The 18,625-nt window shown below is 64.3% G+C and carries 15 protein-coding genes; 9 read left to right on the top strand and 6 right to left on the bottom strand.

The window, feature by feature from the left end; genetic code table 11:
• Positions 1-5: 5 nt before the first annotated feature.
• Together ABCW42_RS16335 and ABCW42_RS16330 are read left to right on the top strand one after the other, a co-directional pair.
• Positions 6-893 (top strand): carbohydrate ABC transporter permease, encoded by an 888-nt coding sequence (locus tag ABCW42_RS16335; RefSeq protein WP_423182172.1) that lies wholly within the window; start codon positions 6-8, stop codon positions 891-893.
• A 25-nt stretch (positions 894-918) separates the two neighbouring features.
• The gene (locus ABCW42_RS16330; RefSeq protein WP_423182171.1) at positions 919-2,313 is read left to right on the top strand and encodes a glycoside hydrolase family 32 protein; all 1,395 of its coding nucleotides are present in this window, start codon (positions 919-921) and stop codon (positions 2,311-2,313) included.
• A gap of 67 nt (positions 2,314-2,380) precedes the next feature.
• Here the strand turns inward: ABCW42_RS16330 and ABCW42_RS16325 are convergent, their stop codons facing one another.
• A complete protein-coding gene (locus ABCW42_RS16325) occupies positions 2,381-3,439 on the bottom strand; it encodes a LacI family DNA-binding transcriptional regulator (protein ID WP_423182170.1) in 1,059 nt (352 codons plus the stop codon).
• A 170-nt stretch (positions 3,440-3,609) separates the two neighbouring features.
• On the opposite strand from ABCW42_RS16325, the gene ABCW42_RS16320 reads away from it, so the two are divergent.
• The 4 genes from ABCW42_RS16320 (at position 3,610) to ABCW42_RS16305 (ending at position 9,837) form a co-directional block, all read left to right on the top strand.
• Positions 3,610-4,551 (top strand): o-succinylbenzoate synthase, encoded by a 942-nt coding sequence (locus tag ABCW42_RS16320; protein WP_423184923.1) that lies wholly within the window; start codon positions 3,610-3,612, stop codon positions 4,549-4,551.
• Positions 4,552-4,699: 148 nt separating this feature from the next.
• Entirely contained in the window at positions 4,700-6,790 is a 2,091-nt protein-coding gene (locus ABCW42_RS16315; RefSeq protein ID WP_423182169.1) for a PhoX family protein, read from the top strand.
• Between the two features lie 203 nt (positions 6,791-6,993).
• The gene (menD, locus tag ABCW42_RS16310; protein ID WP_423182168.1) at positions 6,994-8,703 is read left to right on the top strand and encodes a 2-succinyl-5-enolpyruvyl-6-hydroxy-3-cyclohexene-1-carboxylic-acid synthase; all 1,710 of its coding nucleotides are present in this window, start codon (positions 6,994-6,996) and stop codon (positions 8,701-8,703) included.
• A gap of 180 nt (positions 8,704-8,883) precedes the next feature.
• Entirely contained in the window at positions 8,884-9,837 is a 954-nt protein-coding gene (locus ABCW42_RS16305) for a hypothetical protein (protein WP_423182167.1), read from the top strand.
• A 235-nt stretch (positions 9,838-10,072) separates the two neighbouring features.
• Here the strand turns inward: ABCW42_RS16305 and ABCW42_RS16300 are convergent, their stop codons facing one another.
• The 4 genes from ABCW42_RS16300 to ABCW42_RS16285 form a co-directional block, all read right to left on the bottom strand.
• Positions 10,073-10,849, bottom strand: coding sequence for an amino acid ABC transporter ATP-binding protein (locus ABCW42_RS16300; RefSeq protein WP_423182166.1), 777 nt, complete (start codon positions 10,847-10,849; stop codon positions 10,073-10,075).
• On the bottom strand, positions 10,846-11,823 hold the full coding sequence (locus ABCW42_RS16295) for an amino acid ABC transporter permease (RefSeq protein ID WP_423182165.1): 978 nt from the start codon (positions 11,821-11,823) through the stop codon (positions 10,846-10,848). The genes ABCW42_RS16300 and ABCW42_RS16295 overlap by 4 nt, the downstream gene beginning before the upstream one ends.
• 35 nt (positions 11,824-11,858) lie before the next feature.
• Positions 11,859-12,812: an ABC transporter substrate-binding protein gene (locus tag ABCW42_RS16290; protein WP_423182164.1), complete on the bottom strand. Its 954-nt coding sequence runs from the start codon at positions 12,810-12,812 to the stop codon at positions 11,859-11,861.
• Positions 12,813-13,014: 202 nt separating this feature from the next.
• A complete protein-coding gene (locus ABCW42_RS16285) occupies positions 13,015-14,352 on the bottom strand; it encodes an isochorismate synthase (RefSeq protein ID WP_423182163.1) in 1,338 nt (445 codons plus the stop codon).
• A gap of 82 nt (positions 14,353-14,434) precedes the next feature.
• Between ABCW42_RS16285 and ABCW42_RS16280 the strand changes: the two genes are divergently transcribed.
• From ABCW42_RS16280 to ABCW42_RS16270, 3 genes are read left to right on the top strand one after another with little or no spacing between them, the layout of a single operon-like run.
• Complete coding sequence (locus ABCW42_RS16280) at positions 14,435-15,211, top strand: demethylmenaquinone methyltransferase (RefSeq protein ID WP_423182162.1); 777 nt, start codon at positions 14,435-14,437, stop codon at positions 15,209-15,211.
• 23 nt (positions 15,212-15,234) lie between these two features.
• The gene (locus tag ABCW42_RS16275; RefSeq protein WP_423182161.1) at positions 15,235-16,578 is read left to right on the top strand and encodes a geranylgeranyl reductase family protein; all 1,344 of its coding nucleotides are present in this window, start codon (positions 15,235-15,237) and stop codon (positions 16,576-16,578) included.
• 9 nt (positions 16,579-16,587) lie between these two features.
• The gene (locus ABCW42_RS16270; protein ID WP_423182160.1) at positions 16,588-17,691 is read left to right on the top strand and encodes a polyprenyl synthetase family protein; all 1,104 of its coding nucleotides are present in this window, start codon (positions 16,588-16,590) and stop codon (positions 17,689-17,691) included.
• A gap of 510 nt (positions 17,692-18,201) precedes the next feature.
• Here the strand turns inward: ABCW42_RS16270 and ABCW42_RS16265 are convergent.
• Positions 18,202-18,624: a hypothetical protein gene (locus ABCW42_RS16265; protein WP_423182159.1), complete on the bottom strand. Its 423-nt coding sequence runs from the start codon at positions 18,622-18,624 to the stop codon at positions 18,202-18,204.
• Between the last annotated feature and the right edge of the window lies 1 nt (position 18,625).

Raw genomic sequence — 18,625 nt, 5'->3', positions numbered from 1 at the left:
CCGCCATGACTACAACCTCAACCCGGCGCGTCGTCGTCGGGCAGCCTTTGCCAGAGCGCACCGTCAAGCGCAAGAAGCGCAACTGGAGCATGGCCGGACGAATCGTGCTGCTGTCCATCGTCTCCGTATTCATCCTCGGACCAGTGTTGTGGACCCTGTCCACCTCGCTCCGGTCACCTGCGGAATCATTCCAACTGCCGCCGTCGTTCCTCCCGATCAATCCCGACTTCAGCTCCTACGAGCAAGTCTTCAAGCAGCTCAACATCATGTTGCTGGTGCTGAACAGCGCGCTCGTGACCGGACTGATCGCCGTCGGGCAGATGTTGACGTCGGCGCTGGCCGGCTACGCGTTCGCGAACCTGAAGTTCAAGGGCCGCGGGGCACTGTTCTCAATCGTGTTGGCCACCATGATGGTGCCCGTCCAGGTGACGATCGTTCCTGTCTTCATGCTGATCCGTGGCATCGGCCTCTCGGACACGCTCCTCGCGCTGATCCTCCCGGCGATCCCGACGGCGTTCGGCACCTTCCTGATGCGCCAGTACTTCATGGGGCTCCCGGCTGACCTGGGTGAAGCTGCCGCGATCGACGGCGCCTCACCTTGGCGCACGTTCCGTTCCGTATACGCGCCTTTGGCCATTCCTGGCATGGCGATCGTGGGAATCCTCGCGTTCAACTACCACTGGAACGAGTTCTTCAGGCCCCTCATCATGACCATTTCCGAACAAAACTTCACCCTGCCGCTGGGCCTTGTCTCCCTGCAAGGCAACCTCGGCACCGGCAGCATCTCCGTGGTGCTGGCAGGCGTGATCCTCTCCATGATTCCGGCACTGGTGGTATTCATGTTCGGCCAGCGTGCCCTGCGCGACGGCCTTACCGCCGGCACCGGCAAATAAGTTTCCCTACCCCGAAAGGCCCCAGATGACGGACCTCATCTCCTCCGCACCTTCCCTGGCCATGGCAGCCATCCACCCCGATCCGGCGTTCCCGCGCTTCCACCCGCGGCCTGCGCAGGGCTGGATCAACGACCCCAACGGCGTCAGCTACATCGACGGCCGCTACCACGTCTTTTTCCAGTACAACCCGGAGTCGGCCCGCCACCATCGGATCCATTGGGGCCATGTCAGCTCCCCGGACCTCATCACGTGGGATGAGCATCCCGTGGCGCTGCGTCCGCAGGACGGCGGGCCCGATGAGTATGGTTGCTGGACCGGCGTGGTGACGGACGACGGCGGTGTCCCCACCGCTGCTTACTCGGGCGTAACCTCCGGGCACGGCCACTCGCAAGTGGTGATTTCCCGCGGTTCAGCGGACCTGGTCACTTGGGAGCAGACCGGGCACGTGGCAGCGTCCATGCCTGCCGATCCGCTGGTCACGGCCGTCCGCGATCCATTCCTTTTCCGCTTCAATGGCAAGCGCTACGCCATGCAGGGCGCCGGGCTCGCCAATGGACATGCTGCTCTTTTGCTCTACTCAGTGGAGGACATGTCCAGCTGGAAGTACGAAGGCATTTGGCTCACCACCGAAAATCCCGTGGCTGCCTCGCACACACCGGCCGAGATCTGGGAGTGCCCGCAATTGGTCCGTGTGCCGTCCGACGGCGATGCGGCGGACAGCGGTGAAACCTGGGTCATGATGTTCTCGCTGTGGCTTTCCGGCGACGACCATGAACACGCTAACGGCGTGGGCCACCTCATTGGTTCATTGACCGAGGATCCGCAGACAGGGTTGCCGATGTTCACTCCACGGTCTGGCGGAAGCTCGGACTTCGGCAGGGACTTCTATGCTCCGCAGATCGTCCAGCTCGAATCGCCGGCTGAAGGATCAAAAGCCCTCTTGTGGGGCTGGGCCAACGAAGGCCCGGGTCGCGACGGACGCCGTGGCCGGACCCAGGAAGAGATCGACGCTGCCGGGTGGGCGGGCGTGTTGACCCACCCTCGCCTCCTGTCGGTCCAGAAGGGGACATTGGTGGTCTCGCCCGCGCCTGAGGTTGAGGCATATCGGGGGCCTTTGCTTGCGGAGGGGGCTGCCGGCACGGTGTCTGTGCCGGCATTTGCTGAGGCCCTGGTTTCCGGAGCCGCCGGCGAAGCGCGGCTGGTACTGGCCTCGGGAACGGAACGCCAAGTGGTCTTTGCTGGCCAGGTATCCGACGGCGAAGAGCTGCGCATTTTCGTGGATGCATCACTCGTTGAGGTGTATCGCACAGGATCCGTGGCCACGACGCTCCGTGCCTACCCGGCGCCGGGTGAGGAATGGATCCTTGAGCTTCCCGAAGGCGCGGCGGCAGACGTCTGGGAACTGAAGCTCCCCGAATAGGCGGCAGGCCGGCGTCGGGCCCTCCACAAATGACCACCTTCGGCAGCGCCGCAAAAAGCGGTCAGTTTCAACGGGCGGGCACGGGTCCCGTGGACTCGCGGACCACCAAGCGGCAAGGAACCATGGTTTCCAGACCCGAAGCGGCGGCGGCAATCCCGGAACCCGGGTCCTCGATCTGCCGCAGCAACATCGACATCGCCGCGGCTCCCATGTCCCGCAAGGGGAGGGCCATGGTTGTCAGGGCTGGAACCATGGTGGCGGCGATACGGAATTCGTCGTCGTACCCCATGATCGAGAGGTCCCGGGGCACGGACAGACCCAGCCGCGCGGCCGCTAATGCAACCCCGACGGCGAGGCGATCGTTCGCGCACGCGATCGCGGTGGGGCGCTCGGCCGGGGACACGCCGTCGAGCATTTTCATGGCGCCGTGGAAACCGTCGTCGATGTCCCAGCCAGCCATGATGATGCGGTCTTCGCGGACCGGGATCGACGCCTCGGCCAGCGCCATCCGATGGCCCTCGACGCGCAGCGGCACAGCCGGTGACGTTGCCGCGCCAGCCAGGAAAGCGATCTCGCGATGCCCCAACTGCAGCAAATGTCCAGTTGCTTCCCTGCCACCCGAGACCTCGTCCGGGATCACGTGATGCAGTTGGGGAGTGGGACTGTTGTCATAGCAATTGGCCAGGACGGACGGGACGCGGAGCATGCCGTGCGGTACGTCGAGCGGCTTCAAACCCACAGTCACGTACATGAGCCCGTCGACTTGCCGGTCCAGGAGGGTCTCGACGGCGCTTTCGTCCCGCGATGCGTCCAGCTCGGTGTCCATCACCACGGTGACAAAGCCGTGGGCGCGCGCGACGTCGTCCGCCCCGCCAATGATGTTGCCGTCGAACGGGCTCACGACTACTTCGTCGGACACGATCCCGATCACCCGCGAGCGTTGGTTCCGCAAACTGAGGGCGATGGCGTTGGGGGAGTAGTTGAGGTCCGCCGCGGCTTGGCGGATGCGGTCCTGGCTTTCCTTGGCCACATTGCCGTCGCCCCGGCCGTTGAGCACCAGGGACACGGCACTCCGCGAGACACCCGCCCTTTTGGCGACGTCGAGTGCGGTGGCCTTGCGCTGCATGCGGGCTCCTTCGGCGGTTGTTCCGGTTCTGTGCTGCATTCTACCTAACGCGTGTGAGGGTCGCCCGCGCAGATCCAGGGCGCCCGGCCCCGGTGTAAAGTTGCCGCGTGCCCGGTATTGTCCCCCCGATCGATGACCTCCTCGCCAGCGCACATGTGGTGTCCCTGCCGATGCGGGTGAAATTCCGCGGCATCATGGAGCGCGAAACCCTGCTGTTCCAAGGCCCCGCCGGCTGGGGTGAATTCTGCCCCTTCCCCGAATACGGCGACGCCGAAGCCGCCCGCTGGCTTGCCGCCGCCCTCGAAGCCGCCTGGCAGGGTTTCCCCGCTCCGCTCAGGGACCGCATCCCCGTCAACGCCACGGTTCCGGCCGTTCCCGCCGCCAAAGTTCCCGAGGTCCTCGAGCGCTTCGGCCGGGTTGACGCCGTCAAGGTCAAGGTAGCCGAGCGCGGGCAGGAACTGGCCGACGACGTCGCGCGCGTCACCGCAGTCCGTGACGCCTTGCCGGACGCTGCAATCCGCGTGGACGCGAACGCCGGTTGGGACGTGCCGCAGGCGGTCGAGGCACTTGGGCGCCTGTCCGCCGTCGGGCTCGAATACGCCGAACAACCCGTGCCGCACATCGAAGGCCTCGCGGAAGTCCGCCGTCGCCTCGCGCAGCAGGGCACGCCGGTCCCCATCGCCGCCGACGAATCAGTCCGCAAGGAAGACGACCCCCTCAAGGTCGCCCGCGCGGGCGCCGCGGACCTGATTGTGGTCAAGGTGGCGCCGCTTGGGGGAGTGCGGCGGGCGTTGGACATCGTCGCCCAAGCCGGGCTTCCGGCCGTGGTGAGCTCCGCGCTCGATACCTCGGTGGGCATCCGCGCTGGCCTGGCGCTCGCGGCGTCGCTGCCCGAATTGCCGTACGCGTGCGGGCTTGGGACGGTGCGCCTGTTCGCCTCGGACATCGCGCCGGATCCGTTAGTGCCCGACGACGGCGCCATCCGCGTGCGCGAAGCCATCGCCGACGAGGGGCTGCTGGAGCAGTTTGCGGCGGCCGCTGAACGCCGCGACTGGTGGCTGGAGCGACTCCGTCGCGTCCACGCCCTCCTGGAGGCATCGACTGCTCCGTAAGTGCCGTTTTGAGGCTGGAAAACGACAGTTGTTCAGCAATCGATGCAGAAGTTGCTGGGAAAAAGCTGGGAATTTACTCTGAATTAACCAGTGCGTCCTCTGGCGCTGTCAGGGTGGGGAAATCACTCACACCCGGAGGTATTTCCCCATGTCCCCATCAACCCGCAAGTTTGATCTGCTTCCCATGCTTGGCCATACGAAGGGCAAGCGCAGCCCCGTGACGTGCGCCCTGAAGTGCGACAACGCCTGCTCGGGCGAGGTATGCAACACCAGTTCGAACGGTTACTTCCGCGACATCGCCTCCGCGGCTGTGTCCCGCCGCACCGCCCTCGGCCTCGGCGCCGCGGGCGCGCTCGCCGTCGTACTCAGCGGCCTTGGTGCCCCGGAAAAGGCGGCGGCCGACGGCGGTCCCGGGCTCTCTGCCGCGGCGAAAGCGGGCTTCGACAAGAGCAAGCTCAAGTTTGCTCCCATCAAGCCGATGGACGCCTCCGTTGATGCGTTTACCGTGCCGGAAGGATTTGCCTGGCGCCCGATCATCCGTTGGGGCGATCCGCTGTTCGCCGATTCGCCGGCGTTCGACCTCGGTGCGCAGACCGCGGCCGCGCAAGCCCGCCAGTTCGGCTACAACAACGACTACACGGACATCCTCCCCATTCCGGACTCCAAGGACCGCCGTGCCGTGCTCTTCACCAACCACGAGTACACCAACGAGAACATCATGTTCCCGGCCGCCTTGGCCGCTGACGAGGCCCGCGCGATCGGCCGCGCCGCACACGGCCTCACCGTGGTTGAACTGGAGCGCAAGAACAAGAACAAGCCGTGGAACTATGTGCAAGGCGCGTCGCTCAACCGTCGTTTCCTGAGCGATACCACCTACGAACTCACCGGTCCGGCCGCGGGAACCGACCTCGTCAAGACCATCGACGACCCCTCCGGCCGGGCCATCAAGGGGACGCTGGGCAACTGCTCGGGCGGCACCACGCCGTGGGGCACCATCCTCTCGGGCGAGGAGAACTTCAACGGCTACTTCGTCGCGCCCGGCACCTCTGCGGGGGACAAGCGCTACGGCCTCACCAACAAGGCAACAGCCCGCAAATGGGAACTGGACGAGCCTCGCTTCAATACCAACAACGCCGGCTACGCCAATGAGACCAACCGCTTCGGCTGGATCGTGGAAGTAGACCCCTTCGATCCGATGTCCACCCCGAAGAAGCACTCCGCGATGGGCCGCTTCAAGCACGAAGGCGCAAACGTGATCGTGGCCGAGTCCGGCCATGTGGTGGCTTACATGGGCGACGACGAGCGCTTTGACTACCTCTACAAGTTCGTCTCCAAGGGCAAGTACCAGCCCGGAGATTCGGCCGCTGCCCGCCGAAACAACATGACCCTCCTCTCCGAGGGCGACCTTTACGTTGCCAAGTTCACCGGCGACTCTCCCGCGGCCGAAATCGACGGCAGCGGAGCGCTTCCTTCGGATGGCGCATTTGACGGATCCGGCGAATGGCTGCCTTTGGTGGTAGGCGGCGCCTCCCGTGTTCCGGGCATGTCGGTGCCTGAGGTCCTGGTCTACACCCGCCTCGCAGCGGACAAAGTGGGACCCACCAAGATGGACCGTTGCGAAGACGTCCAGCCGAGCCTCGAAACCGGCAAGGTCTACGTGGTCTGCACCAACAACTCGGACCGCGGCAAGCCAGGCAAGGAAGGCGCCACCGAGGTCAACCCGCGCACCCTCAACCGCGACGGCCACATCGTGGAGATCACGGAAACGGGCGACCAGACCTCCACGCGCTTCAACTGGACGCTCCTGATGGTGTGTGGAGATCCGGCCAAGAACTCCTCCACATACTTCTCCGGCTTCCCGGCCGACAAGGTCTCGCCCATTTCCTGCCCCGACAACGTCGCCTTCGACTCCGTCGGCAACATGTGGATCGCCACCGACGGCGCGCCGTCGTCCATCGGGTACGCCGACGGTTTGTTCAAGGTCACCTTGGAAGGAAGCGACCGCGGCAAGGTAGAGCAGTTCCTCGCCGTGCCGCGTGATGCCGAAACCTGTGGTCCGATTGTCCACGACGACGAGCGGACCGTGTTCGTCGCGGTCCAGCACCCGGGCGAGGAGGGTACGTTCGAGGACCAGCACTCCTACTTCCCGGACTACGTCGGGGCGGGCTCCTCGCCTGCCGCAGGCCAGGTCCGCGCCCCGCGCCCGTCGGTGGTCCAGGTGTACCGCACGGACGCCTAGATTCTTTCCGGACGCCCGCTCACGTTTGGTGGGGTTTTTCCTGACGCCCGCTCACGTTTGGTGGGTTTTTCCTGACGCCGGCTCACTCCCTTCAAGGGAGTGGGTCGGCGTTTCGGGTTTGCGCGCCGGATGTGAGCCGGCGTTTCGGGTTTGTGCGCCAGACGTGAGCGAGGGTCGATGGCGGGCGCGAATAGACTGGTGCGGTGACTTCGCAAGGCTCCCTGAGTTCCCTCGCCGCTGCCCGGATCGCCGTCAAGGCACTGCTCGACGGCGGTGTGCGGCACGCGGTGGTCGCTCCCGGTTCGCGCTCGGCACCCATGGCGTACGCGCTGGCTGAGGCAGAAGCCGTCGGGAGAATCCGCATCCTCGTCAGGATCGACGAACGTTCGGCGGGTTTCACGGCCCTCGGCCTCGCACTCTCCACGGGCGCTCCCGTCGCCGTCCTCACTACCTCGGGCACCGCCGTCGGGAACCTGCTTCCGGCTGTCATGGAAGCCAACCACGCGGCCGTGCCGCTTGTGGTCCTCTCCGCCGACCGGCCCGCTGAACTCCTCGGAACAGGCGCCAACCAGACCACCATCCAACTGGATATTTTCGGCGAACACGTGCGTTTCGCCGTCGACGTCGCTGCCGGCGCGGATCCGCAGCGGGCCGTCGAGACCGCCATCTACGCGGCAACGGGTGCGCTCGAGGGCACCCCGCCGGGCCCGGTGCAACTCAACCTCGCCTTCCGGGACCCTCTCGTACCGGAACACGGCGAGTCCCTGCCCGCCGCCCAGGGGCACGGAATCTTCCATTACGACGCCGGTCCGCAACCAATGAGCATGTCCCCTGCTCCCGCCGAGTTGCCCGAGCGCCGCACAGTTGTTCTGGCAGGGCACGACGCTGGTCCGGTCGCCGAAGCGTTCGCGCGGGCGCACGGCCTTCCGCTCCTCGCGGAGCCATCGTCGAATGCGCGTTTCGGACCGAACGCCGTGGGCCCGTACCGGTTGATGCTGGAACATTTCGGGAGGGATTCCGCGCTTCCGATTGAACGAGTGGTGGTCTTCGGCCGTCCGACACTTTCCCGGCCCGTCGCAGCGTTGCTGGCCCGCGAAGACGTTCCCGCCGCCATGTATGAGCCCGTTCCGGTGGCTTGGTACGAGCACGGCCGGCGTCGCGAGGAACGCTTTGAATCCCTGGCTGATCTGGCCGAATTCTCCGGTCGCGGCCCGTCCGAATGGCTCGACGCCTGGCTTTTGGCCGGCGCAGCGGCGCAGCGCGCACTCGACCTCGTCCTCGAATCCTCACCCGAAGCGAACGGTCCGGCGGTCGGTGCAAAGGTCTGGACGCAGGCCCGCGGCCAACTTGTCCTGGGCTCCTCCAACGGCATCCGCGACGTCGACCTCGCCGGCGCACCTGCTCCGGAACCGCTCGCCACCGTGTACGCGAACCGCGGCCTCGCCGGCATCGACGGCACCATCTCGACGGCCACAGGTATTGCGCTCGGCGCAGGCCGCGAAACAACGCTCCTCGTGGGCGATGTCACCTTCTTGCACGACGCCGGCGGCCTCCTCCTCGGCGCCGGCGAACCAGGACCGGACCTCCGGATCGTTGTGCTCAACGACGCCGGCGGCGGGATCTTCGGCCTCCTCGAGCACGGCAAGGTGGCGGACGACGGCGGGTACGGCACCGCCGTCGAACGCCTCTTCGGCACCCCGCACAGTGTTGACATTTCCGCGCTGGCGGCGGCGTACGGCGTCGGGCATGTTTCAGTGCGTACGACGGCGGAGCTCGCCACGGCGCTTGCCTTGCCATTGAAGGGCCGCAGCATCGTGGAAGTGCGCACGGACCGAGCGGGATTGCGTCCCTTGCACGCGCGCATCAGGGCAGCGGTGGCCTCCGCGGTGTCGCAAGTGCTGGTCGGGGCGTAGGTTCTGGCGCTGCGGGGAACGCCTGGCGCTCCGGAAAATACCTGACGCACTCGGAATTCCGGTAGCGCTAGGTTGGACTCGGGTCACTGAGCATTAGACGTGTCGTCAGATTCCCCGAACTTTCCACATAGAACAGGCCAGCACTGCCCGGACACTGATCGTCATGCCAGTTTCTTAAGCATGGCCGATCTATCCAGACTCATCCTCACCGGAGACCATCCTTTCCACGGGCTGACCCCCAAGGAACTCGCACGGAGAGCCAAATCAGGCGCATTGCATCGGGTCCGTCAAGGGGTATATATCGACGGCGCAACCTGGGCTGCACTGAAGCCGTGGGAACAATACCGGGTCAAAGTGGGCGCCGCTGCGGAAGTAGCCACTGGCAGGACCATATTCGGCAGGCATTCAGCGGCGTCGGTATGGAGAATTCCGTTTATCGGATTCCATCATCCGGTGGTGGCGCTGACACTGCAGAACGACGGCGGCCGGTCGCGTCCGGGGGTATCCCGCCACTACGCAAACCCGGATGGGCTCAAGATATACCGACGCGAGGGCCTTCTGGTGACCGGCCGTATTCGCACGGTCCTGGATCTGGCTGCGTTTACGCCATTCGTCGAGGCCATCGTTCCACTGGATCACGTGTTGAAACCGGACAAGAAACGCAATTTCCTTCCGATCACGAAGGAGGCGCTCCTGGAAGGCATCGGTGACAACTACACAGCGGCAGCTATCCGCAGGATACGCGTTGCCGTGGATTTCGCAGATCCCCTATCCGGATCTCCAGGGGAGTCGTACAGCCGAGCTTTGATCCGCGCCGCAGGATTCGAGGCTCCGGTTCTCCAACAGGAATTCCGTGACGGAGGGGGCCTTATCGGCTACTCGGACTTCTATTGGAAGGGCGCGAAAGTGGCGGGTGAATTCGATGGGATCGACAAATACCTGAAGCCGGAGTTCCTGAAAGGCCGTACGGCTGCCCAAGCGGTGATCGACGAGAAGATTCGCGAGGACCGAATCCGGGCCACGGGGTGCGGTGTGGTCCGTTGGGTATGGCCGGATCTCATGGTTCCGGGGCTTCTTGAGAGGAGACTGGCCGAAGCAGGTGTTCCTCGGCGCCGCCCGCGTTCAAGCTCATGACACAGTATTTTCCCCATGACGCGACGATGCCCCGACGCTACCGGAATTCCAGTAGCGCCAGGGCATCGGAGAAGCGCGGAGCATAAGCCGCGGCGTGAGGCACAGACCGCAGCGTGAGGCATAAACCGCAGCGTGGGGCATGAACCGCGGCGTGGGGAATAAGCCGCAGCGCTGGGCAAAAGCCGCGGCGCGAGGCATGAGCCGCAGCGTGAGGCATGAACCGCAGCGCGGGGAACTACAGCACGCGGCTGAGGAACTCCTTGGTGCGGGCGTGCTGGGGGTTGGCGATGATTTCGCGGGGATCACCCGATTCCACCACCACACCTCCGTCCATGAACGTCAAGGTGTCGCCGACCTCGCGGGCAAAGCCGATCTCGTGGGTCACCACGATCATGGTCATGCCGGATTTCGCCAGGTCCTTCATCACATTCAGCACGTCGCCCACGAGCTCGGGGTCAAGAGCTGACGTGGGCTCGTCGAAGAGCATCAGCTCGGGCTCCATTGCCAAGGCCCGTGCGATCGCCACGCGCTGCTGCTGGCCACCGGAAAGCTGGGCCGGGTAGTGGTTGGCCCGCTCGCCGAGCCCCACCCGCTCCAACAATTCCAAGGCCTGCTTCTTGGCCGCAGCTTTGTTCTTGCCTTTGACTTGCACCGGCGCTTCCATCACGTTGTAAAGCGCGGTTTTGTGCGGGAACAGGTTGAAACGCTGGAAGACCATGCCGATTTCGCGGCGCTGCGCTGCGATTTCCCTGGTCTTCAGGTCGTGCAGGCGGCCGTTGACTTCGCGGTAGCCGATCAACTGGTCACCCACCGAGATGCGCCCGGCGCTGATCGTTTCAAGCAGGTTGACGCACCGCAACATGGTGGATTTGCCGGAGCCGGAGGGTCCGATGACAACGGAGACTTCACCCTGGTTGACCGTGAGGTCGATGCCGCGGAGGACATGGTGCTGGCCGTAGTACTTGTGCAGGCCTTCGATCCGCACCAGCGGTTTCTGTGTGGTGACCGTCATTTTGCCTCATCCTCGGGGAAGTCCATCTTCAGTGCCGGTTCTGCGTCGGCGCTCGGTGCGACCGCTGCGGCAGCCTTGGCAGCGGCGGGGTTGATAACCACGGCTGGAGCCTGGTTAACGTCAACGCCCTTGCCGTAGTACGCCTCGATGTAGTGCTGGCCGACCATAAGCAGGCTGGTTATGACGAGATACCAGATGGCGGCGACGATCAGCAAAGGCACCGGAAGGTAGATCCGGTTGGCCAAGGCGTTGGTCGCGAACGTCAGGTCCAGGGTGAACGGGACGGCCAGGACCAGCGAGGTGGTCTTGAGCATGCCGATGGTTTCGTTGCCCGTCGGCGGAACGATGATGCGCATTGCTTGGGGAAGGATGATCCGCCACATGATCTTGCCGCCGCCCATGCCTAGCGCCGCCGCGGCTTCTGTTTGACCTTTATCCACGGACTTCAGGCCCGCCCGGAAGATCTCTGCCAAGTACGCGGATTCGTTCAGGCCAAGGCCCAGGATCGCCGCAACAAGTGCCGTGATCACCGTGCTGGTATCCAAGCTGAACAATTCAGGACCGAACGGCACGCCAGCGCTGATCTTCGGATAGAGAACAGCAATCAAGCCCCAGAAAACCAACTGGGTATACACAGGCGTACCCCGGAAGAACCAGACCCACACCCAGGACGTGTAGCGCAGCACGGGGTTGTCGGACTGCCGCATCACCGCCAGGAGGATGGCGAGGACAATCGCAATGACCATGGATGCCACTGTCAAGAGCAACGTCCAGCCCACACCCTGCACGACTTTCACGTCGAGGATGTACGTCCCCACCACGTCCCAGCGGAAGTTGTGGTTGGTAATCACGCTTTGAACCATCAGCGCCACGACACCAAGGATGATGATGGCGCTGATCCACCGGCCAGGGTGGCGTACCGGAACCGAGTTGTTCAGCACCGGTGCATTGTGGCCTTGTTGATGGTGATCCATCTGTGCACCTGATTTTTTGTCAGTGGCGGGCAGACTCAAGATTTGACCGCCGGGTTGACCTCGGACTTGGTGATGGCGCCTTCGGCGTTGCCCCAGCCGGTGAGGATCTTCTTGTACGAACCGTCAGCCATGAGCTTGGTGAGGGTCTTCTGGATGAGGTCGGCGAGGGCGGTGTCCGACTTCGCGACGGCGATGCCCTGCGGTGCGGCGTCGTAGACGTCTCCAAGCTTCTCCAGCTGGCCGTTCGTCTGAGACAGTGCGTAGCCGATGATGGGGGAGTCGGCGGCCATGGCGTCAATGCTGCCGTTGACGAGTCGGGTGGTCACGTCGGTCTGGTTCTTGAGGGTGACGATGTTGATGGGCTGTTTGCCATCTGCGACGCACTTCTTGTTGCGGCCGGAAAGGTCCGGATCTTCCTGCACGGTGCCGGTCTGGACGCCGATGGACTTGCCGCAGACGTCGTCGAGGGAGAACTTCTTCGGGTTGCCCTTCTGGACGGCCCAGGCGGTGCCTGCGTTGAAGTAGCTCACCATGTTCACGGCACCGAGGCGGTCAGGGTTGATGGTGAAGGAGGAGATGCCGAGATCGTACTTGGGGCCGAGTGCCGGAAGGATTCCGGTGAATTCGGCCGTCTGCACCTGGACCTTGAGGCCCAAGGTGGCACCGATCGCCTTGGCGAGGTCGACGTCGTAACCCACCGGGGTCTGTCCGTCCGGTCCGAGGAACTCGGCCGGAGCGTAGGAGGTGTCCGAGCCGACCGTCAGGGTGCCCTTGGACTTGATGGCCGCGGGAACCATGGCCGCGAGGGTGTCGTCCTTCTGGATGGTGGTGGGGTCAAAGCTTGCATTCGCGCTGCTCGAAGGTGCGGAGGAACCCTGCGTGCCTTGCTCGGAGGCGTTGGTGCATGCGGTGAGGGCCAGTGCGCCGATTGCGATGATGGTCGCGGCCTTTAGCGTCGAACTGACCGGTAGCGAACGGGATTTCTGCATTTTCTTACCTTTTTTTGCAGTGGATGCGAATCTTATCGGTTCATAGTGTAACGCTGACCGTGAGATGTGCGTCACAGGAAACTAAGTTTTCCTATTGGATAACCTACCAAGTAAAAAATCAAGACCGGTTTTACCTATGGTGTCTTGGTTCCCAGACAAAGAGAAGCCCTCAAAGGGGCGAAGGCGAGGCTGGGGGCGATCCCTAGCGGTTGATGCCCAGCGATTCGAGCATCGGCCGGAATTTTGCCCACGTTTCGGCCAATTCAGCCTCGGGAACCGAGCCCTCTACGATTCCGCAGCCGGCATAAAGGCGGACGGTGGTGGGGTTTTCGATGATGGCGCCGCGCAAGGCGATGCCCCATTCGCCGTTGCCGGCGGCGTCGAGCCAACCGACCGGCCCCGCGTACGGTCCGCGGTCCATGTGTTCCAGCTCGCGGATGAGCGCGCCGGCCACGGATGTGGGCGTGCCACAGACAGCTGCCGTGGGGTGCAGGGCATTGATCAGGGCCAGGCATGTAGGGACATGTCCCTCGATGTCGGCAAGTTCGGCCTTGACGTCCGACGCCAAGTGCCACACATTCGGCAATTCCAGGATGAACGGTTCGCTATGGGCGTTCATGGCCTCGGAGAAGGGCGCAAGCTGCGTAGTGAGCGATTGGATCGCGATCTCGTGCTCATGGCGCTGCTTCTCGGAACCAGCCAGCACCCGCTCGGCGTATTCCATGGGCGAGCCGTCCATTCCTTCGGCGTCGCGGCGGTCCAGCGTTCCGGCGAGGACCCGCGCCTGCGCGGTGCGGCCTTCCACCTGGATGAGCATTTCCGGCGTCGCGCCCACCAGGCCGTCCACGCCGTAAGTCCAGCATTCGCGGTAGCTGCCCGCCAGTTCGCGAAGCACGTGGGCGGCATTCACGCCGTCGGGCATCGTCGCAACGACGTCGCGCGCGAGCACGAGCTTTTCGAGCTTCCCCGTCCGGATTTCAGCAACGCCGTCAGCCACCGCTTGCTTCCACGCCGCTTCAGTCAACGATCCGCTCTCGAGCGTCGCCTTCCCATCAGCGTCAAAAGAGCGCCCGACGTCGGAGCCTCCCGCCGCAGGCCGCTCACGGTCCGCGCGGCTAAGCCAGCCCGCGAGGGCTGCAAGGGCACCCTCCTCGGTGAGGTCGCCGTCGTCGAACGTCAACTGGGTCAGCCACGAGCGGCCATCCCGGATCCCGACCACAATCTCCGGCAGGATCAGCCGGGATTCAAAGGCGGAAGTCTTGGAAAAGGCAAAAGAGCCAAAGGCCACGGGACCGGTGCCGGGAAGCTCGAGGTGATCCGTGATCTCTGCCTCGATGACGAGGTGGCGCCACCACATGTCCGCCTCAAGGAAACGTTCGGCCCCCGTGGCGGTGAAGCGCGCGAGCTCGCCGAAGCCCACCAATCCGTTCTCGCGGCGGGACCAGCATAGGACGTCGTCCCGCACCAGAAACGACGGCAGCCCCCCGGAGGATGAATCAACATCGAGGGGGACTGTCAAGGTGCGGAGCGTGCTCGTCATGATGAAACAACATTACTCCCGCGGGCCAGCTCGAACGGAGCGCCCGAAATGCCCTTCCTTATTTGTCTGAGACAATTGCAAGGTGAACCGAGCATCCTTGGAAAAGCGTCCGGACGAAGTTGCGACCATGTTTGATGATGTCGCGCCCAAATACGACGTCGTCAACGATGTCCTGTCCATGGGGCAGACCCGGCGGTGGCGCCGCGTCGTTTTCGACGCGATGGATGTTCGCGTCGGCCAGCGGGTCCTCGACCTCGCCGCCGGCACGGGCACTTCAAGCGAGCCCTATGCCGACGCCGGCGTGGACGTCGTGGCGTGCGATTTTTCCCTGGGAATGCTCAAGGTCGGCAAGCGCCGCCGCCCGGACATCAACTTCGTTGCCGGCGATGCCACCAACCTGCCGTTCGCGGATAACTCCTTCGACGCCTGCACGATTTCCTTCGGGCTGCGCAACGTCAACGAACCCCACAAGGCGCTCGAAGAAATGCTCCGCGTCACAAAGCCGGGCGGACGTTTGGTCATCGCCGAATTCTCCTCGCCCGTGGTCCCGCTGTGGCGCACCATGTACACCGAATACCTCATGCGGGCCTTGCCGGCCATTGCCACCAAGGTTTCCTCCAACCCGGACGCCTACGTGTACCTTGCCGAGTCCATCCGCGCATGGCCGGACCAGGACCACCTCGCGGCCTGGCTGCAGGACGCCGGCTGGACCGACGTGAACTACCGCAATCTCAGCGGCGGAATCGTCGCCGTCCACCGCGCGCAGAAGCCGGGCACGGAACACCGCGAAAGCGTTCCTGTCGCCAAGCTTCGCCGCCAGATCAAGCCCCGCCGCCAAGCCGACAACCAGGCCCGCTGACCGGACCTGGCACCAAGGATGCTGTGAACGTACTGATAGTTGGCGCAGGACCAGCCGGGTCCACCGCCGCGTATTACCTTGCCCAGGCCGGTCTTTCGGTGACGGTGCTGGAAAAGACCAGCTTTCCGCGCGAGAAGGTTTGCGGAGACGGACTGACCCCGCGCGCTGTGCGCGAAATCCAGAAACTCGGCCTTCCCCACCCCGAAGACGAAGGTTGGCGCCGCAACAAGGGCCTCAGGTTGATCGCCGGCGGCCGGACCATCGAGCTGCCGTGGCCGGAAGTTTCCGATTTCCCCACGTACGGCCTCATCCGGACCCGGCTCGGTTTTGACGAGGAACTGGCCCGGCACGCCCAGGCCGCAGGCGCCGTCGTGCTTGAACGCCACAGCGTCACCGAAGCGCTTCAGTCGGAAGACGGGCGCGTCATCGGCGCCCGGGCGGCGATCCTTGACGAGTCCGGACGCAAGACGGGGGAGACGCGCGACTTCCACGCCGACGTCGTCCTCGCCGCGGACGGCAACTCGGCGCGCACAGCGGTTTCCCTTGGCATGCACAAGCGCGACGACCGGCCGCTCGGCGTCGCTGTCCGCACCTACTTCACGTCGCCCCGGCACGAAGACGACTGGATGGAAGGCTGGCTTGAGCTCCCGGGCAAGTCTGGAAAGCCGCTGCCCGGCTACGGTTGGGTGTTCGGCGTTGGCGACGGCACGTCCAACGTGGGCCTCGGGATCCTGAATTCCTCGAGGGAATTCGGCAAGCTCGACTACAAGCAGGTCCTCCGCGACTGGACGGCCGGAATGCCGTCCGAATGGGGATTCACGCAGGAAAACCAGGTTGGCGAAATCCGCGGCGCGGCCCTTCCGATGGGGTTCAACCGCACGCCGCACTACTCGCCCGGCCTCCTTTTGCTCGGCGACGCGGGCGGCATGGTGTCGCCGTTCAACGGCGAAGGCATTTCCTACGCCATGGAGTCAGCCCGTTTCGCGGCCGAGTTCATCATCGACGCGTCCTCGCGCGCCGCCTCGGCGGGGTGGACAGCGTACGACGCCGATGCGCACCTTTCGCGGTACGCGGACTATGTGCGGGACCAGTGGGGATCGCATTTCACGCTGGGACGCCTCTTTGCCGCGCTGATCGGCAAGCCCGCCGTCATGAAGCTCGCGTTGCGGACAGGCATGCCCATCCCGGTGCTCATGCGCTTTGTGGTGCGGATGCTCGCAAACCTCACTGATGCGTCGGCCAAGGGGTTTGAGGATCGCGTCATCCGGGTACTTGAGATGCTGGTGCCCCCGACGTCCAACAACACGCCCCGCTCCGCTTCGCCCCGTGCCAGCACCGAATCACCGCTTTCCGCTGCGAAAAGTTAGGGTTAACCCGTGACTCACTCTGCCGAACACAGTTGGACGCACGCCGGGCACGGCCTGCCGGAAACTGTCGAACCTGCTCCCACCACTACCGCGATCGCCACAGGCCTGCAGCTTCCCGCGGGTTTTGCGGCCATCGCGAAGGATGTGGAACTGGGACCAGCCATTACCACCAACCTCGCCCGCGTGGAGAAAAAGCTCCGCGAAGCTATTGCCAACTCGGATCCGCTGGCTGACGCAACGTCGCGTCACCTCGTGGAAGCCGGCGGCAAGCGCATCCGTCCACTGCTGACCCTCTTGTGCGCCCACCTCGGCGACGCCTCGCGTCCCGAAGTGGTCCAGGCCGCCGTCGTGGTTGAGCTGACGCACCTCGCAACGCTCTACCACGATGACGTGATGGACTCCGCCCCGTTCCGCCGTGGGGCTCCGACAGCGCACGAGGTGTGGGGGAACTCAGTCGCGATCCTCACGGGCGACCTCATCTTCGCCCGGGCCTCGATTCTGGTTTCCGAGCTTGGTTCGCGCGCATTGGGAATCCAGGCGCGCACCTTCGAGCGCTTGTGCCTGGGCCAGTTGCATGAAACCGTAGGTCCGCGCGAGGGCGAAGACACAGTGGCGCACTACCTCTCCGTGATCGCCGACAAGACCGGTTCCCTGGTGGCCGCCTCCGGCCAGCTCGGGGCGATCTTCGCGGGCGCCGACGAGGCGTTCGAAGACGTCCTCGTGGAATATGGCGAGAAGGTGGGCGTGGCCTTCCAATTGGCCGACGACGTCATCGATGTGACCGGAGTGAAGGTCAAGTCCGGCAAGTCCCCGGGAACCGACCTCCGTGAAGGCGTACCCACCCTGCCGGTCCTGCTCCTTCGCAAGGCTGCCGCCGAGGGTGACCAGTCCGCCGTCGAACTCTTGAAGCTTGTTGACGGCGATCTCTCGTCCGATGAAGCGTTGGCGTCTGCTGTGGCGGGGCTTCGTGAGCACCCCGTGACCGCTGAATCCTGGGCGATTGCACGGCAATGGTCCGCTGAAGCCATCGAGGCCCTGAAGCCGTTGCCCGAGGGCGTGGTCAAGGAATCCCTCACCAACTTCGCCCACGCAGTGGTGGACCGCAGCAGCTAGTTCATTGGCCTGTAGTTAGTTGGCCTGCAGTTAATTGGCCGAGTGCCGAAGCCGTCCGGGTGGCTCAGTGCCATGCGGGCGGCTTCGTTGGTTTACGGGGCGGTAGGCGCCGGGTGCCCTGCCAACCCTTGCCGGAACCGGCTTAAATGCAATGGCCCCGGTTCCTTGGGACGCTACGAGTCTCGCGCTCCAACGAACCGGGACCATAATCTCCGTTCGCATCAGACTCACCGGAGGCATTTAGTGAATCCGGTTAAAGCTTATGACAACTTTGTCACGGGTGCAACTTTGATGGTCAATAAGTTTTCGAGGCCCGGCGGCGCCGTTCGAAGCAGGGCGGCGCCGTTGGAGGCGGGAAGGGCTGGTCGAAGAGGTGTTGTCAGCGTTGCGGCGCAGGACCTCTTTGGCGCAGTAAAGGCCGTGACACGCCCTGAATGAGGGCGTGTCACGGCCTTTCAGAATTCGAGCAGGCTCAGGAACTAGGCAACCAGGCCACCAGCCACCAAACCCTTAGTCTTCTTCGCTGAACGCCCAGTCGAACATGTCGAACACGAACTCGGAGAATGTCCCTTCTTCGGACTTCCACTGCCCGCGGACATTGTTGCGGCGCCACACGATGGGATCCGGAATGCCGAGGTCGCCAATGCGGAATCCCCAGGTGAATTGCTCGTCCTCATCCTCAAGGAACATGAGGAAGCCTTCGTCGTCCACTTCGAGTTCCTCGGGATCCCAGAAGTAGTGGTAGGCCTCCATGAGGTCCTCGCAGCCACCGAGCGCGAGGTAGAACTCGCGCAGCACCATGGGAATCGTGAAGGAGTGGGCAGACAATGCTTCGTCCAGCTCGGCGGTGGTCAGGCCGTCTTCTTCCTGCCATTCGTCCTCGAGATACTTCGGTACAAGCGCGCGGAATTTCTCGAGGAACATGTCAGTCATG

This window comes from Arthrobacter sp. NyZ413 (genome assembly GCF_049390645.1).
GTDB lineage: Bacteria > Actinomycetota > Actinomycetes > Actinomycetales > Micrococcaceae > Arthrobacter.
This window is presented reverse-complemented; position numbering and strand designations above follow the sequence as displayed.

Coding starts and splice junctions, on each gene's coding strand:
- ABCW42_RS16335 (WP_423182172.1), top strand. CDS start 6: ATGACTACAACCTCAACCCGGCGCGTCGTCGTCGGGCAGCCTTTGCCA.
- ABCW42_RS16330 (WP_423182171.1), top strand. CDS start 919: ATGACGGACCTCATCTCCTCCGCACCTTCCCTGGCCATGGCAGCCATC.
- ABCW42_RS16325 (WP_423182170.1), bottom strand. CDS start 3,439: ATGCAGCGCAAGGCCACCGCACTCGACGTCGCCAAAAGGGCGGGTGTC.
- ABCW42_RS16320 (WP_423184923.1), top strand. CDS start 3,610: ATGCGGGTGAAATTCCGCGGCATCATGGAGCGCGAAACCCTGCTGTTC.
- ABCW42_RS16315 (WP_423182169.1), top strand. CDS start 4,700: ATGTCCCCATCAACCCGCAAGTTTGATCTGCTTCCCATGCTTGGCCAT.
- ABCW42_RS16305 (WP_423182167.1), top strand. CDS start 8,884: ATGGCCGATCTATCCAGACTCATCCTCACCGGAGACCATCCTTTCCAC.
- ABCW42_RS16300 (WP_423182166.1), bottom strand. CDS start 10,849: ATGACGGTCACCACACAGAAACCGCTGGTGCGGATCGAAGGCCTGCAC.
- ABCW42_RS16295 (WP_423182165.1), bottom strand. CDS start 11,823: ATGGATCACCATCAACAAGGCCACAATGCACCGGTGCTGAACAACTCG.
- ABCW42_RS16290 (WP_423182164.1), bottom strand. CDS start 12,812: ATGCAGAAATCCCGTTCGCTACCGGTCAGTTCGACGCTAAAGGCCGCG.
- ABCW42_RS16285 (WP_423182163.1), bottom strand. CDS start 14,352: ATGACGAGCACGCTCCGCACCTTGACAGTCCCCCTCGATGTTGATTCA.
- ABCW42_RS16265 (WP_423182159.1), bottom strand. CDS start 18,624: ATGACTGACATGTTCCTCGAGAAATTCCGCGCGCTTGTACCGAAGTAT.